Consider the following 14,853-nt stretch of genomic DNA (forward strand, 5'->3'; position numbering starts at 1 on the left):
CACTACCGGATCCTGCTTCCTGTAGAGCCGAGCCATGCTCGGCTGTTCTTCGGCCCGGAGATGCGGGTCAGATGACCGCGATCCCTGCCTTCTCCAGCGCCTGGCGCACCATCGCGTCATTGGCCACGGTCACCGGCCGGGTCAGCTCCCACAGGAACTTCACCCGGAAGCCGGACTTCACTGCGTCCTGCGCGCTCCACAGCACGCAGTAGTCGCGGGCCAGGCCGCACACATGCACTTCGCGGATGCGGCGCTCGTGCAGCCAGCCGGCCAGGCCGGTGGCCGGGCGCTCGCCATCGGGGCCGTGGTTCTCGCGGAAGGCGCTGTACGAATCCACCTGTTGGCGCGTGCCCTTGCGCAGGATCAGGTCGGCCACGGTCCAGTCCACGTCCGGGTGCAGGGCGGCACCGGCGCTGCCCTGCATGCAGTGGTCCGGCCACAGGGTCTGCGGCTGCGCGTGCAGCAGGATGGTCTCGAAGGGGCGTTGGCCGGGGTGCTGGCTGGCGAACGAGGCATGGTCGGCCGGGTGCCAGTCCTGTGTCGCCACCACGGTGCGGTAGCGGCGCTGCGCCAGCAGATCGGCAATGGGTGCCACCAGCGCATCGCCCTGATCGCAGGCCAGCGCGCCACCGGGCATGAAGTCCGGCTGCAGGTCGATCACCAGCAGGGCGACATCGGCGGGCAGGGCGGTCATGGCGGATCCACTACAACGTGAAGGGGCGACCAGCGTGGCCGCCCCTTGCCCACACGTCAATCGCCCTGCGGCGTCCCTGCGTCCTGCCCGTAGTACAGCAGGCCGATCTTGATCCTCTCGCGCCCGTTCTCGCGGCGGTGGCGGTTGGCGTCGCGCAGCGAGTACACGCAGCCGCAGTACTCCTGCTGGTAGAACTGCTCGCGCTTGCTGATCTCGATCATGCGGCTGGCGCCGCCGCCCTTGCGCCAGTTGTAGTCCCAGTACTGCAGGCCTTCATAGCGCGACGCGGCGCGGATGCCGCAGTCGTTGATCTGCGCCATGTTCTTCCAGCGCGAGATGCCCAGCGACGAGCTGATGGTGTCGTAGCCATGTTCATGCGCGTACAGCGCAGTGCGCTCGAAACGCATGTCGAAGCACATCGTGCAGCGGATGCCGCGCTCGGGTTCGTTCTCCATGCCGCGCGCGCGGCTGAACCAGTTGTCGGTGTCGTAGTCGCAGTCGATGAAGGGAATGCCGTGCTGCTCGGCAAAGCGGATGTTCTCCTGCTTGCGCAGCTCGTACTCCTTCACCGGGTGAATGTTGGGGTTGTAGAAGAAGATCGCGTAATCGATCCCGGAGGCGGTGATCGCCTCCATCACTTCACCCGAACACGGGGCACAGCAGGAATGCAGCAGCAGGCGCTTGCCGTCGGCGGGCAGGGTGAGGGTAGGGCGTTGGAGCTCGGTCATCGTCAGGTACCGCATGGACCGCCGGCAACGGCGGTGGCCCATGCATCGGGCGGGGAAACGGGTCTGGCCGGATACCGTGAAAAGGACGCGCGCGGCCACGCCGCCTGCACGCACAGGACAACGACGGCCCCGGCACCCTCCCCGCGGAGAGTCCAGGTCGAGTCAGGGGACGGTCGTGTCCCCCGGCCGGGGCCGGTATTCGGGCTGATGGACACGGGCCGCGGCCCACCTACTACCTGCCGCTTCCCAGGCATGCGCCCAGTGCTGTTGGCAGGATTCGTTTCCATTCACCGCTGCGGGGCAGCTCCGGAATGGGCGCGCGCGGCGCCTTCACCGGATTCCCGTTCAAATCCCTGCCGCCATCCAGCCACGGCAGGGATACCTTCGGCGTGTGCACGGTGGACCCGTTGCCGGCGCGGGTCAAGGGGGCCGTGGTCAGAGCACGTTGCGCTGCAACGGGATCCGACCCCAGGTTGCGGCTTCAGCGTCCGCAGGCCGCCCGCGCGCGGATATCGTCCAACCGCTGGTCGCACAGCAGGCGGCCGTTCTCCCACACGGTCACCATCGCATCCTCGAAGCCGGCCGGTAGCGCTTCATCGCCATTGGCGGGCAGGGCCGTCGTGTGCAGGCTGCCGTCAGCCAGGCGCCGCAGCAGGCGCATGCGACCGCGCTTGCTGGTCTTGCCCGCATCAGTGACCGGATCCTTGTAGACGTCAATCCATTCGCCATCCACCCGCGCGGCCGAGCACTTCAGTGCGAACTTCTGCGTATCGCGGTCCAGCCGCTGCAGCAGCGCGCCGCCCATGCCGAACGCCACGTTGTCGGCGGCGTAGCCGTCGCCGGTGATGCGCTGCAGGATGGCGCGGATCGTGTCCGGGTTGATGCCATCGCCCTGGATTACCCGCACGTGGTTGAGCACGCGGTAACCCTTGCCGTTGATGACGTGGCCAAACGCCTCGTCCAGGCGCCGCAGGCTCTCGGCCACCACCTCCACCGGGTCGCCCGAGTCGGGGCGGATGACCAGCGTGGCGCCCGATGCGATCACGTCATCGCGCAGGGTGGTGCCCCAGTGTTCGCTGATCGCACGATAGATGTCATAGCTGTCCGACACGACTGCCACGATCGCGCCGGGCCTGCCGAACTGGCGCAGCATGTTGCGGTAGGCCTCGACCTCGCGATCGCGGCCCCAGCTGGTGATGGTGCTGTGCTCGGCGGCGGGAATCGAGTAACCGGCCATGGGTGCGTGATAGTGCGCGCGTGCCAGGCACAGCGCCGAGACGGTGTCGGTGCCGAGGAAGTTGACCAGGTGTGCAGCACCGCCCAGTGCCGCCGATTCCAGGCTCGATACGCCGCGTGCGCCGAAGTCGTGCAGCTTGAACGGCAGCTGCCCCTGTGGATCGTCGCTGGTCTGCTGCAGGAAGCCGGCGATGGTCTGCCGTGCATGCCAGCTGATGGTGGCCACGGTGACCGGGTACCACACGCGCAGCAGCAGCGTTTCCAGATACGACGGCACCCAGAACGCAGCCGGATCGGTCGATTCGATGGTCACCAGCGCCTGGTGGGTAGGCACAACGCTACCTTCGGGCACGGCACGGATGCGTACCGGCAAGTTGCCGCCCAGCCGGTCGACGATATCGCGCCAGCCGGCTTCATTGAACGGTTCACCATGCGCGGCGAACACTGCGGCAGCATCGTCAATGTCGGCGTGGGTGACCGGCCGGGCCAGAGCGTCCTTGAGGATCGCCTGCAGGCCGAAGAACACCGTGCGGTCGTGCAGGCCGCCACGCGATTCCACATAGAAGAACGTGGCGTCGGTACCCGGCGGGTACTGCAGCCAGTGGCTGGCCTTGTAGCTGTCGGTGTTGAGGAGAAGATTATCGAGGTAGTGCATGACGGAAGCTCCTTCGCGTCGAGTGACACCGGCGGTCTATCCGCCGGTGGGAAAAGCCGGGCCTGTCAGCCGCGGCCGAGGAAATACTCCAGGATGTGCAGGTGGTCTTCGAACAGCTGCGGGCCCATGTCCAGCGCTTCACTCACCGGTATCCAGCGCGCCTTGTCGGCATCGTCGCCGCCGCGCACCGGCGGCAGGTCACCGGCCGGGAACTCGAAGTGGAAGCCGTGGGTGATGGTGCGGCCGCGCTGGCTGCGGTCGGGGTGGTCGAACACCTGCTGGCCTTTCAGCGAACCCTTCAGCACCGGCAGCGGAATCTTCAGCCGCGTTTCCTCGCGCAGTTCGCGCAGACAGCTGTCGAGCAGGCTCTGATCCTGGCCGACGAAGCCGCCGGGCAATGCCCACAGGCCCTTGCCGGGTTCCGAACGGCGGCGCACCAGCAGCACGTGGCCTGAATGAACCACCACCGCATCGGTGGTGACGAAGGTGGGCGCGTAGGGCGCATCCTTCCAGGCCGCCTTGTACTGTTCAATGAAGCGGTACTCGGCCACCAGCTGGCCATAGGCAGGCGCGCTCTTGCGGAAGGCTTCGAGCATGTCGTACACCGGCGCCGGCACGTTGCCACGCAGCATCAGCAACGCACCGTGGAAGTCGACGTCGCCGGCCTCGAACAGGTAACGCCGCAGCTCGGTGGCCGACAGGGTGGCGGTGTGCTGCACGTCCACCAGCGGCCACTGCGGGAATTCCCGCAGGTAGTAGCTGGAGGCATCCTTGTCCATGCCGATCAGGCCGACCTTGGCATCGGCAGAGGCACCGTCATTGCGCAGCGCTTCGGCCACTTGTCGCTGTACGTTGGCGATCCACTGTGCTTCGTTGTACAGGTGGTCGCGGAGCGGGCGGATCAGCAGGCGGTCGGTATGGCCATCGAGGGCAGCCTGGATCATCACGGCGCGTTCGGCCACGGTCCAGGGATTGCGCAGGCTGCGGGGAGTATCGGCAGAGCCGACCAGGAAGATCAGCTTGCGGGCCCGGCTCAGGGCCAGGCGGGCAACGGCGGCGTGGCCGTTGTGGAAGGGCTCGAATCGCCCGATGAAGACGAGATAGTCGAATTCCATGAGAATCCCTCATGTCGTTGTGGCGGCCGCGGGTCTGTCCCTTGGCTTGCTGCAGATGCTACGCCGATGGCGGGTCTGGTCAAGCCTGCAGCCATGCCTGCTGCTGAACGTCGAAGTTTCCTGGCGGGACTGCGGTGATGTTCTCAGGCCCTGAGAAGCCTCTGCGCCATACTGGCACCCACGTGGCGGACGGCATGCTCGGGGGCAAGACAGTGGCGGACAAGTACTGCGATCTGGTCATGAAAGGCGGCATCACCAGCGGCATCGTGTACCCCAATGCGGTACTGGCGCTGGCGCGTGAGTATCGGTTCAAGAGCATCGGCGGCACCTCGGCGGGCGCCATCGCCGCAGCGGTGGCGGCAGCGGCGGCATGTGGTGACCGCCGCCAGCAGGCCGGCGAGCACCTGCCCGGCGACGCGGGCTATGGCGGCTTGTCGGCGGTGTCGGCGCAGCTGTCGCGGCGGGGTTTCATTTACAGCCTGTTCCAACCAGCACGGGGTGCGCGCGCGGCCTATCGGCTGCTGGTGGCGCTGACCGGCAATGCCAGCCTGCCGTACAAGCTGCTGTGCCTGGCCATTGCCGTGTTCGGGATCGCGCCGCTGGAAGTGCTGGTGTCATTGGCGTTGCTGCTCGGCCTGGGCTGGTGGGGTGGTGGCTGGAGCGGCGTGGCCGCCACGTTGCTGCCGTCACTGCTGTGCGCCTACGGTGCCGGTGTGGCGGGCGCTGCGCTGCGGGTGGCGCGGGTAGCGCGGCGCAACCTGCTGGGCCTGTGCAGCGGCCTCGGCCGTGATGCAGGCAAACCGGCGCTGACCGAGTGGCTGCACGAATGCCTGCAGCAGTTGTCCGGCAAGCCGATGGATGCACCCTTGACCTTTGCCGACCTGCACGATGCCCCGCGCTATGCCGGCGAGCCGGACAGCCCGCATGCGATCAGCCTGCAGATGATCACCACCTGCGTGTCGCACAACGAGCCGCGTACGCTGCCGCTGGGTGGTGCGCAGTTCTGGTTCCTGCGCGAGGAGTTCGAGCAGCTGTTCCCGGCCAGCGTGGTGCAGTGGCTGGTGAGGCAGGCCGGCCCGCCGCTGGACGTGGAGGGGCGCCAGTACTACCACCTGCCACCGGGCCCGCAGCTGCCGGTGCTGGTGGCCACGCGCATGAGCCTGAGCTTCCCGCTGCTGATCAGCGCGGTGCCGCTGCACGAGCCGTCACGTCGCGAGCGCCGCTGTGAGCCGACCGCACCGGCGGCCGACCCGGAGCACAACGTGGCCGACAGCATGGAAGGGCTGACCAGTGCCGGGCAGGCCTGTGGCCCGGTGATCACCGCCTTCCGCATCTGCTGGTTCTCCGACGGCGGCATCAGCAGCAATTTCCCCATCCACCTGTTCGACGCCGCGTTGCCGCGCTGGCCGACCTTCGCCATCAACCTGGTGTACCCGCAGCACGCCGAAGACGTGAGCCATGGCAACAGTGGCCGCCAGTCGCTCGAGCATGCGGTGTTCCTGCCCACCGAGAACCGCCACGGCTGGCAGCGCACCTACCAGTCGATCGCCACGCCGCTGGCTGCTGCCGAACTGGGTCGTTTCCTGTTCGCGGTGGTGGCGACCATGCAGAACTGGCGCGACCTGCTGCAGGCGCGCGCGCCGGGCTACCGCGACCGCATCGTGCACGTCAGCCTGCAGGGCGACGAAGGTGGCATGAACCTGGACATGCCGCAGGAGGTGCTGACCCGCATCGCCGACAAGGGCAGCCTGGCCGGTGCGCGTTTCTGCTCATTCTCGTTCGAGAACCACTACTGGATCCGCTGGCGCAACCTGGCTTCGGCCTACCAGCGCTACACGCTGGAAGTGGCGCGCACCGATGACCCGGCGCAGCAGGTGCTGGCCTACCGCGCCGCCTATTCGATGGTTGCCCGTGGTGAACCGACGCCGCCGTCGTACAAGCTGGGCTCGGAAGACAAGCGGCTCGCCTCGCAGCAGCTGTGGGGGCTGATGGTCGAGCAGGGGCGCAGCTGGGACGACCTCGGCCCGGACCTTACCGACGGCGCACCGCGACCGCTGCCGCAGATGAAGGTGACGCCGATCTACTGATCTGCGCCGCAGGCGATTGAACTGTCCTGGCGGGAGCCGACCTTGGTCGGCACGATCTCACCCCTACGGTGCCTCATCGCCACGCCTCCACCACCGCATCACCCCGCAACGGCGCATACAGCGGCAACGCCAGCTCCTGCTTCACCCAGCCCGGATTGAGCGCACGCAGGCCCGCCAGATACTCGCGTGCCAGCGCAGCATCGCCCTGCCGCATCGCCAGTCGCGCCGCGCGCGCCCAGGTCCGGTCCCAGCCGTGCGCCAGCGACAACGACGTTGCCAGCGCCGCGCGCGCACCCGCTACGTCTCCCTTTTCCCAGCGCTGCTCAGCACGGATGAGCGCCTCGTTGGACAGGCGCATGTCGTACAGCTCGCGCAGGCGTGCTACCGCATGCGGATCGGCGTCCACGCGCAGGTCGGTGTCCTGCCAGTCGCCACCGGGCGTACGCACCAGCAGCCCCGCCGACCATTGCCCACTGCGCTGGCCACCCGCCGCCTGGCCTGCCTCAAGCGCGACCAGCAGGCGTGCGGCCAGTGCACCGCGCGATGCCTCGAAGCTGCGTTGCATGGCGGCCAACACCTCCGGCCCAGCCAGACCGTTGCCCTGCACGCTCAGCATGCCCTCGCCGTGCGCACCGGCCCAGTCCGCCTGCTGCGCCGTAGCGCCGGTGTACTGCGCGTTGCCGCCACGCGCACTGACCAATCCCACCTGGCGCTCGGCAAGGGTGGTGCCATCGAAGTTGCCGTCTTCATCCAACAGCTGCTTCAGCACCTGCGCAGGCGTGCGTCCTTTGGCCAGCAGTTCAAGGCCTTTGGAGCCATAGGTCGGGTTGGTTTCGAACTGGCTGGCGACCGCGCCCACCTTCGCCTGTGCCCACGGCACGCCGACACCACCGACGCCGAGATTGTGCGTGGCCACCGCCACACCACAGTCGCCGGCCTCGTTGCAGGCCACGATGGAGAACGTCGCCCACGCCGGTGCGGCGGCGACAGCGAGCAGTAGAGCCAGGCACGGGCGCAGCAGGAACATGGGTGTCTCCATGGGCGGGCATCCCGATTGGGATGCAGCCTACGCACGAAAGGTTTAGTAGATCCACGCCATGCGTGGATCAAGCGTGTCGACCAAGGTCGACACCCACCAAGAGCGGGCAATGCCACCCCGCTATCTCCCAGAAGGCCCGCTGTTGCCGGCCAGCGGCCGGCACTACCAGGGATGCAGGGCGCAGCCCTGCCGAATCACCCCTATCGCCCCGGCAACTGCGCGAACGCGCGCTGCATGCAGTCCTCGCGCGGGCACACCCGGCAGCCCGGACCGATCGATACCGAGTTGCCGGGGCTCTGTACGTCCAGCCCCAGCGAATACACCAGCCGCTCGGCATGCTGCAGGTCGCAGCCCAGTGCCACCGCAAACGTCTTGCGCGGCTGCCCATGCCCGACCGGGCCGCTGCTGACCTGCCGCGCCAGCCAGAAATGGCGTCGTCCGTCAGGCATGCGCGCGGTCTGGGTGAGGATGCGCCCGGGCTGGTTGAACGCCTCGTAGACGATCCACAGCGGGCACGAACCGCCCACCTGCGAAAAGTGGAAATCGGTGGCCGAATGGCGCTTGGACACATTGCCGGCGCGGTCCACGCGAATGAAGAAGAACGGCAGCCCGGGCGCACTGCGTCGCGCCAGCGTGCTCAGCCGGTGGCAGACCGCTTCGAAGCCGACGCCGAACTGGTGCGCCAGCAGTTCGATGTCGTAACTGCTGGCCTCGGCCGCACGCAGGAAGCGCATGTACGGCATCACCAATGCGCCAGCGAAATAGTTCGAAAGACCCACCCTGGCCTGCGCGATGCGCGCGTCATCGGTGAAGCCCGCACGTGCCACCACCGCATCGATCTGCGGCAGGTAGCCGTGCAGGGCCAGCTCGGCGGCCATCTGGAACGCCTGCTGGCCTGGCTCCAGGTAGTCCGGCAGCCACAACCGGCGTGTGCCGGCGTCGTACTGGCGCTTCTCGCGCCCGGCCTGCAGCGCGGCTACTTCCACCAGCACGCCATGGCGGTCGGCCAGCAGCTGGCGCAGGCGTGGTGCCACATGCCCCGGCGACAGCCCCCACTCGGCGAACAGGCGTTCGGCCAGCTCGTCCAGCTCGGGGATGTGGTTGTGCATTCGGTTGAAGAACTCGCGTACCTGGTCACCAGCCGGCAGGGTGCTGCCGGCTCCCGGCTCGCCCAGCTGGAACTCGAGCGCGGCGGCATGCTCGCGCAGCGCCAGGTGGCGGCGATGCAGGTCGAGCAGGGCGCGGCTGACCTGCGGCAGGTTGCCGGCCAGCGCGCGCAGTTCGGTGGCGCTCACCTCCGCCAGGCCCAGGTCGCGCAGGGTCTCGCCCAGCGCCTCCTGCAGTGCGGCGGGTTCATCTTCGTCGAACAACGAGGAAACGTCGCCCAACATCTCACCCAGCTTTTTCTGCACCGCCGGCGTCAGCGGACGCTTGTTGCGCTCGATCTGGTTCAGGTAGCTGGCCGACAGGCCCAACGCGCGGGCCAGCTCCACCTGGCTGTAGCCGCGCTGCTCGCGCAGCCGCAGCAGGCGCAGGCCGAGTTGTCGCTGGGTGGCTGAATAATTCACAGAATTAACATGAATCGTCTGGCGTGTTGGCCAGATTAAGCGGATTCAGCCCGGAAATCGAGGTGGGTGCTGTGAATAATGCCAAGCATCTTTCAAGCCCGTGGGATTGTCGTCATGACTGTTGCAGCGCCCCGTATCCGCATGCTGATCGATGGCCAGTTCATCGAATCGGCCACCTCCCACTGGCAGGACGTGGTCAATCCGGCCACCCAGGACGTGCTGGCCCAGGTGCCGTTCGCCACCACCGGCGAAGTGGACGCCGCCGTCGCCGCCGCCAAGGAAGCCTTCAAGACCTGGCGCAAGACCCCCATCGGCACCCGCGCGCGCATCTTCCTGAAGTACCAGCAGCTGATCCGCGAGAACATGAGCGAGCTGGCGCACATCCTCACCGCCGAACAGGGTAAGACCCTGCCGGATGCCGAAGGCGATGTGTTCCGCGGCCTGGAAGTGGTCGAGCATGCGGCTGCCATCGGCAACCTGCAGCTGGGTGAGCTGGCCAACAATGTGGCCAATGGTGTGGACACCTACACGATCATGCAGCCGCTGGGCGTGTGCGCCGGCATCACCCCGTTCAACTTCCCGGCGATGATTCCGCTGTGGATGTTCCCGATGGCCATCGCCACCGGCAACACCTTCATCCTCAAGCCGTCCGAGCAGGACCCGATGGTCACCATGCGCCTGGTCGAACTGGCGTTGGAGGCCGGCATTCCGAAGGGCGTGCTGAACGTCGTCCACGGTGGCGAGGAAGTGGTCAACGCGATCTGCGACCACCCGGACATCAAGGCCGTGTCGTTCGTGGGTTCCACCCGTGTCGGCACCCACGTCTACAATCGCGCCTCGCTGGCCGGCAAGCGCGTGCAGTGCATGATGGGCGCCAAGAACCACGCCGTGGTGCTGCCGGACGCCAACAAGGAACAGACCCTCAACGCGATGGTCGGTGCTGCTTTCGGTGCCGCTGGCCAGCGTTGCATGGCCGCCTCCACCCTGGTGCTGGTCGGTGAAGCACGCAACTGGGTGCAGGACCTGGTGACCAAGGCCAAGACCCTGAAGGTCAGCGGCGGCACCGTGTCCGGCACCGATGTCGGCCCGGTCATTTCCTGCAGCGCCCGCGAGCGCGTGGAAGGCCTGATTGCTTCGGGCGTGGAGCAGGGCGCCCAGCTGGTGCTCGATGGCCGCAAGCCGCAGGTCGATGGCTTCGAGAAGGGCAACTTCGTCGGCCCCACCATCTTTGCCGGTGTCACCACCGACATGCGCATCTACCAGGAAGAAATCTTCGGGCCGGTGCTGGTCATCCTCGAAGCGGAGACGCTGGAAGACGCCATCGCCATGGTCAACAGCAACCCGAACGGCAACGGCACCGCACTGTTCACCCAGTCCGGCGCGGCGGCGCGCAAGTTCCAGGAAGACATCGACGTCGGCCAGGTCGGCATCAACGTGCCGATCCCGGTGCCGGTGCCGCTGTTCTCCTTCACCGGTTCGCGCGCGTCCAAGCTGGGCGACCTGGGCCCGTACGGCAAGCAGGTGGTGCTGTTCTACACCCAGACCAAGACGGTCACCGCGCGCTGGTTCGATGACGAGACGCTGAGCCACGGCGTCAACACCACGATCAGCCTGAAGTAACGGCAGGAGCAGCCATGAGCCACTCGATGACGACGGAACTGGAAGAAGCGCAGCAGGCGTACCGCGAGGCTGCGCGCGACTTCGCACAGGCCGAACTGGCGCCGCACGCCGCGCGATGGGATGCGGAGGGCATCTTTCCGCGCGAGGCGATCGCCAAGGCCGGTGAACTGGGCTTCTGCGGTCTGTACATGGACCCGGAAGTGGGCGGCAGCGGCCTGAGCCGACTGGATGCCGCCGTCGTCATCGAGGAGCTCGCCAACGTCGATCCGTCGACCGCGGCCTACATCAGCATCCACAACATGGCCTCGTGGATGGTGTCCAAGTGGGGCCAGCCGGCACTGCGCGATGCGTGGGGCACCGATCTGTCTGCGGGCAACAAGCTGGCCTCGTACTGCCTGACCGAACCGGGCGCCGGTTCCGATGCGGCCTCGCTGAAGACCACCGCCGTGCGTGATGGCGACGTCTATGTGTTGAACGGTTCCAAGGCCTTCATTTCCGGCGCCGGTGCCACCGAACTGCTGGTGGTGATGGCGCGTACCGGCGGTGCCGGTGCGGGCGGGGTCAGCGCCATCGCGGTGCCGGCCGATCTGCCGGGCATCAGCTTTGGCCGCAAGGAAGAGAAGATGGGCTGGAACAGCCAGCCCACCCGTGGCATCACCTTCGAAAACGTCCGCGTGCCGGTCAGCCACCTTCTGGGAGAGGAAGGCGGCGGCTTCAAGCTGGCAATGAAGGGGCTGGACGGCGGCCGCATCAACATCGCCGCCTGTTCGCTGGGTGCCGCGCAGGGCGCGCTGGATGCCGCACGCCGCTACATGGGCGAGCGCCGCCAGTTCGGCAAGGCGCTGGCCGACTTCCAGGCGCTGCAGTTCAAGCTGGCCGACATGGCCATCGAACTGGTGGCCGCGCGGCAGATGGTGCATTCGGCCGCGCGCAAGCTCGATGCCGGTGCCAGCGATGCCAACGTGTGGTGTGCGATGGCCAAGCGCTTCGCCACTGATGCCGGCTTCAAGATCTGCAACGAAGCGCTGCAGATCCACGGTGGCTACGGCTACATCCGCGAATACCCGATCGAGCGCCTGCTGCGCGACAGCCGCGTGCACCAGATCCTGGAAGGCACCAACGAGATCATGCGGGTCATCGTTGCCCGCCACTTGCTCAACACCGAAGAGGAACTGCGATGAAGGATTGGCGTACCCAGGAGCACGTGGGCCTGAAGGTCGAGGCCGATGGCCATACCGCCGTGGTCACCCTGAACAACCCGCCCGCGCATACCTGGACCGTGCACAGCCTGTCGGCGCTGCGCGACCTGGTGGGCGCGCTCAACGCAGACCGCGACATCTACGCGCTGGTGATCACCGGTGACGGCGAGAAGTTCTTCTCCGCCGGTGCCGACCTCAACCAGTTCGCTTCGGGCGACAAGGCCGCCGCACGCGAGGCCGCGCGCCGCTTCGGTGAAGCCTTCGAAGCGCTGTCCGCCTTCCGTGGCGTGTCGATTGCCGCCATCAACGGCTATGCGATGGGCGGTGGCCTGGAGTGCGCGCTGGCCTGCGACCTGCGCATCATCGAAGACCACGCCCAGGTCGCGCTGCCGGAGGCCACCGTCGGCCTGCTGCCGTGTGCCGGTGGCACCCAGAACCTGCCGCGCCTGGTGGGCGAGGGCTGGGCCAAGCGCATGATCCTGCTGGGCGAGCGCATCAACGCCGAGACCGCACTGCGCATTGGCCTGGTCGAAGAAAAGGTCGGCAAGGGCGAATCCAAGGCACTGGCCCTGGAATGGGCGAAGAAGGCCGGCAAGCAGAGCCCGACCAGCATTGCCGCCTGCAAGACCCTGGTGCAGTCCACCCGCACCGGCACCCACGCCTCGGCACTGGTGGCCGAGCGCGAAGCCTTCGTCGACCTGTTCGACACGGCTGACCAGGTCGAGGGTGTGACCGCCTTCCTGGAAAAGCGCGCCGCGCAGTGGAAGAACGCATGAGCACCGACACCGTTGCCGACGAAGCACCGGTGCTGTTCGAAGAGCGCGTGGCCGGCAACGGCACGCGCATCGGCATCGCCACGCTCAACGCGCCGCGCACGCTCAATGGTTTCTCGCTGCCGATGGCGCACCTGCTGCTGAAGCAGTTGAATGCCTGGGCCGACGACGACGGCATCGCCATGGTGGTGCTGCAGGGAGCTGGCGAAAAGGCGTTCTGCGCGGGTGGTGACCTGCACAGCCTGTACAAGAGCATGGTCGCCTTCCGCGAGACCGGCCACAGCGATATCCGCGAGAACGACTACGCCGCCGAGTTCTTCGACGTCGAATACCGCGTCGATTACCTGATCCACACCTACGCCAAGCCGATCCTGTGCTGGGGCCATGGCATCGTGATGGGCGGCGGCATCGGCCTGATGTCCGGCGCCAGCCACCGCGTGGTCAGCGAGCGCTCCAAGCTGGCCTTCCCGGAAATCACCGTCGGCCTGTTCCCCGATGTGGGTGGCAGCTGGCTGCTGCCGCGCGTGCCCGGCAAGGGGGGCCTGTTCCTGGCCCTGACCGGTGCGCTGCTGAACCCCGGCGACGCCATCTATGCCGGCCTGGCCGATGTGCACGTGGCCGAAGAACGCCGCAGCGCGGTGTTCGATGCGCTGCTGCAGGTGGCATGGTCCGCCGATGCCGCGCACAACCACGAACGCCTGAGCCAGCTGCTGCAGTCGCATGCCAGCGATGCCGTCACCGGCCCGCTGCTGGCCAATGCGGCGCAGGTTGATGCGCTGTGCGAAGGTGATGACCTGCCCGCGATCATCAACCGCATCAGCACGCTGCAGACCGACGATGCCTGGTTGCAGGCGGCCCAGAAGACCCTCGCCGCCGGTGCGCCCGGTTCGGCACGTCTGGCCTTTGAACTGCAGCGCCGCAGCGCCGGCCGGGACCTGGCCAGCGTCTACCGGCTGGAATACATCACCGCGCTGCATTGCGCTGCCCACGGCGATTTCGCCGAAGGCATCCGCGCGCTGCTGATCGACAAGGACCGCAACCCGCAGTGGAACCCGGCCACCCTGGCCGAGGCCACCGCCGCGTGGGCCGATACGTTCTTCGCTTCGCCCTGGGCCGATGCCGCGCATCCGCTGGCCGACCTGGGCACCCCCGTCGCTGAAAGGAGCCTGGCATGAGCCGCATTGCATTCATTGGGTTGGGCAACATGGGTGGCCCGATGGCCGCCAATCTGGTCAAGAACGGACACACCGTGCGCGTGTTCGATCTGGTTCCGGCCGCGGTGCAGGCCGCCGTCGATGCCGGTGCCAGCGCGGCCGCGTCGGCGCGCGAAACCCTGGCCGATGCCGAGGTGGTGATCTCGATGCTGCCGGCCAGCCGCCACGTCGAAGGCGTGTACCTGGGCGATGACGGCATCCTCGCCGCGATCCCGGCCGGTGCACTCGTCATCGACTGCAGCACCATTGCCCCGGCCAGCGCGCGCAAGGTTTCTGAAGCCGCGGCCGCGCGTGGACTGCAGATGATCGACGCGCCGGTGTCCGGCGGTACCGCCGGCGCGCAGGCGGGCACGCTGACCTTCATCGTCGGTGGCGAAGAGGATGCGCTGGAGCGCGCGCGCCCGGTGCTGCAGGCGATGGGCAAGAACATCTTCCATGTAGGCGCCAGCGGTGCCGGCCAGGTTGCCAAGCTGTGCAACAACATGGCGCTGGGCGTGATCATGGCGGTGACCGGTGAAGCCATCGCGCTGGGCGTGGCGCACGGGCTGGATCCGAAGGTGCTGTCGCAGATGATGGCCGTCAGCACCGGCCGCAGCTGGGCCACCGAAGTGTGCAACCCGTGGCCGGGCGTGCTGGAAAACGCGCCGGCCTCGCGCGGTTACAGCGGCGGCTTCGGCAGCGATCTGATGCTGAAGGACATGGGCCTGGCGGTGGAAGCGGCGATGAGTGTCGGCGCCTCGATTCCGCTGGGCGAAGTGGCCCGCAACCTGTACTCGATGAACCACCAGGCCGGCCGCGGCAAGCTGGATTTCTCCAGCGTCGTGCAGCTCATTACGAGCGAGAAATGACCTGGTAGTGCCGGCCGCTGGCCGGCAACCTCATGCCCCCGTGCGGGACAACGAAGGTGGGATGGGCGGATGTTCGG

Annotated in this window: 12 protein-coding genes and 1 riboswitch; of the genes, 6 read left to right on the top strand and 6 right to left on the bottom strand. The window is 67.4% G+C overall.

Going from position 1 to position 14,853, the window contains the following annotated elements; translation table 11 throughout:
* Nucleotides 1–67: 67 nt before the first annotated feature.
* From pncA to D7Y61_RS21780, 4 genes are all read right to left on the bottom strand, one after another.
* The gene (pncA, locus tag D7Y61_RS21765) at nt 68–694 is read right to left on the bottom strand and encodes a bifunctional nicotinamidase/pyrazinamidase (protein ID WP_180869269.1); all 627 of its coding nucleotides are present in this window, start codon (nt 692–694) and stop codon (nt 68–70) included.
* A 56-nt stretch (nt 695–750) separates the two neighbouring features.
* Nucleotides 751–1,437 (bottom strand): epoxyqueuosine reductase QueH, encoded by a 687-nt coding sequence (locus D7Y61_RS21770; RefSeq protein ID WP_425517840.1) that lies wholly within the window; start codon nt 1,435–1,437, stop codon nt 751–753.
* 158 nt (nt 1,438–1,595) lie between these two features.
* A riboswitch (cobalamin riboswitch) is annotated at nt 1,596–1,809 on the bottom strand.
* 94 nt (nt 1,810–1,903) lie between these two features.
* Nucleotides 1,904–3,313, bottom strand: coding sequence for a nicotinate phosphoribosyltransferase (locus D7Y61_RS21775; RefSeq protein ID WP_180869271.1), 1,410 nt, complete (start codon nt 3,311–3,313; stop codon nt 1,904–1,906).
* A 65-nt stretch (nt 3,314–3,378) separates the two neighbouring features.
* Entirely contained in the window at nt 3,379–4,428 is a 1,050-nt protein-coding gene (locus D7Y61_RS21780; protein WP_219628096.1) for a bifunctional nicotinamide-nucleotide adenylyltransferase/Nudix hydroxylase, read from the bottom strand.
* 194 nt (nt 4,429–4,622) lie between these two features.
* Between D7Y61_RS21780 and D7Y61_RS21785 the strand changes: the two genes are divergently transcribed.
* Nucleotides 4,623–6,515 (top strand): patatin-like phospholipase family protein, encoded by a 1,893-nt coding sequence (locus tag D7Y61_RS21785; RefSeq protein WP_180869287.1) that lies wholly within the window; start codon nt 4,623–4,625, stop codon nt 6,513–6,515.
* Between the two features lie 73 nt (nt 6,516–6,588).
* Here the strand turns inward: D7Y61_RS21785 and D7Y61_RS21790 are convergent, their stop codons facing one another.
* Nucleotides 6,589–7,542 carry a DUF1028 domain-containing protein gene (locus D7Y61_RS21790; protein WP_180869273.1) on the bottom strand — a complete coding sequence of 318 codons (954 nt, stop codon included), beginning with the start codon at nt 7,540–7,542 and terminating at the stop codon, nt 6,589–6,591.
* 212 nt (nt 7,543–7,754) lie between these two features.
* Nucleotides 7,755–9,122 (bottom strand): short-chain fatty acyl-CoA regulator family protein, encoded by a 1,368-nt coding sequence (locus D7Y61_RS21795; RefSeq protein ID WP_180869275.1) that lies wholly within the window; start codon nt 9,120–9,122, stop codon nt 7,755–7,757.
* Nucleotides 9,123–9,236: 114 nt separating this feature from the next.
* Between D7Y61_RS21795 and D7Y61_RS21800 the strand changes: the two genes are divergently transcribed.
* The 5 genes from D7Y61_RS21800 to mmsB are packed head-to-tail and all read left to right on the top strand — an operon-like array spanning nt 9,237 to nt 14,776.
* On the top strand, nt 9,237–10,742 hold the full coding sequence (locus D7Y61_RS21800; protein ID WP_180869277.1) for a CoA-acylating methylmalonate-semialdehyde dehydrogenase: 1,506 nt from the start codon (nt 9,237–9,239) through the stop codon (nt 10,740–10,742).
* A 14-nt stretch (nt 10,743–10,756) separates the two neighbouring features.
* A complete protein-coding gene (locus D7Y61_RS21805; protein ID WP_180869279.1) occupies nt 10,757–11,923 on the top strand; it encodes an acyl-CoA dehydrogenase family protein in 1,167 nt (388 codons plus the stop codon).
* Nucleotides 11,920–12,717: an enoyl-CoA hydratase gene (locus D7Y61_RS21810; RefSeq protein ID WP_180869281.1), complete on the top strand. Its 798-nt coding sequence runs from the start codon at nt 11,920–11,922 to the stop codon at nt 12,715–12,717. The genes D7Y61_RS21805 and D7Y61_RS21810 overlap by 4 nt, the downstream gene beginning before the upstream one ends.
* A complete protein-coding gene (locus D7Y61_RS21815; protein WP_180869283.1) occupies nt 12,714–13,889 on the top strand; it encodes an enoyl-CoA hydratase/isomerase family protein in 1,176 nt (391 codons plus the stop codon). Before D7Y61_RS21810 ends, D7Y61_RS21815 begins: the two co-directional genes overlap by 4 nt.
* On the top strand, nt 13,886–14,776 hold the full coding sequence (gene mmsB, locus D7Y61_RS21820; RefSeq protein WP_004136647.1) for a 3-hydroxyisobutyrate dehydrogenase: 891 nt from the start codon (nt 13,886–13,888) through the stop codon (nt 14,774–14,776). Before D7Y61_RS21815 ends, mmsB begins: the two co-directional genes overlap by 4 nt.
* The last annotated feature ends 77 nt before the right edge of the window (nt 14,777–14,853 follow it).

The organism is Stenotrophomonas maltophilia, assembly GCF_013464485.1.
Taxonomy (GTDB): Bacteria; Pseudomonadota; Gammaproteobacteria; order Xanthomonadales; family Xanthomonadaceae; genus Stenotrophomonas; species Stenotrophomonas maltophilia_AW.

What these genes read in the sequence shown, in the direction of transcription:
- pncA (WP_180869269.1), bottom strand. Translation starts at nt 694, where the DNA reads ATGACCGCCCTGCCCGCCGATGTCGCCCTGCTGGTGATCGACCTGCAG.
- D7Y61_RS21770 (WP_425517840.1), bottom strand. Translation starts at nt 1,437, where the DNA reads ATGCGGTACCTGACGATGACCGAGCTCCAACGCCCTACCCTCACCCTG.
- D7Y61_RS21775 (WP_180869271.1), bottom strand. Translation starts at nt 3,313, where the DNA reads ATGCACTACCTCGATAATCTTCTCCTCAACACCGACAGCTACAAGGCC.
- D7Y61_RS21780 (WP_219628096.1), bottom strand. Translation starts at nt 4,428, where the DNA reads ATGGAATTCGACTATCTCGTCTTCATCGGGCGATTCGAGCCCTTCCAC.
- D7Y61_RS21785 (WP_180869287.1), top strand. Translation starts at nt 4,623, where the DNA reads ATGCTCGGGGGCAAGACAGTGGCGGACAAGTACTGCGATCTGGTCATG.
- D7Y61_RS21790 (WP_180869273.1), bottom strand. Translation starts at nt 7,542, where the DNA reads ATGTTCCTGCTGCGCCCGTGCCTGGCTCTACTGCTCGCTGTCGCCGCC.
- D7Y61_RS21800 (WP_180869277.1), top strand. Translation starts at nt 9,237, where the DNA reads ATGACTGTTGCAGCGCCCCGTATCCGCATGCTGATCGATGGCCAGTTC.
- D7Y61_RS21805 (WP_180869279.1), top strand. Translation starts at nt 10,757, where the DNA reads ATGAGCCACTCGATGACGACGGAACTGGAAGAAGCGCAGCAGGCGTAC.
- D7Y61_RS21810 (WP_180869281.1), top strand. Translation starts at nt 11,920, where the DNA reads ATGAAGGATTGGCGTACCCAGGAGCACGTGGGCCTGAAGGTCGAGGCC.
- D7Y61_RS21815 (WP_180869283.1), top strand. Translation starts at nt 12,714, where the DNA reads ATGAGCACCGACACCGTTGCCGACGAAGCACCGGTGCTGTTCGAAGAG.
- mmsB (WP_004136647.1), top strand. Translation starts at nt 13,886, where the DNA reads ATGAGCCGCATTGCATTCATTGGGTTGGGCAACATGGGTGGCCCGATG.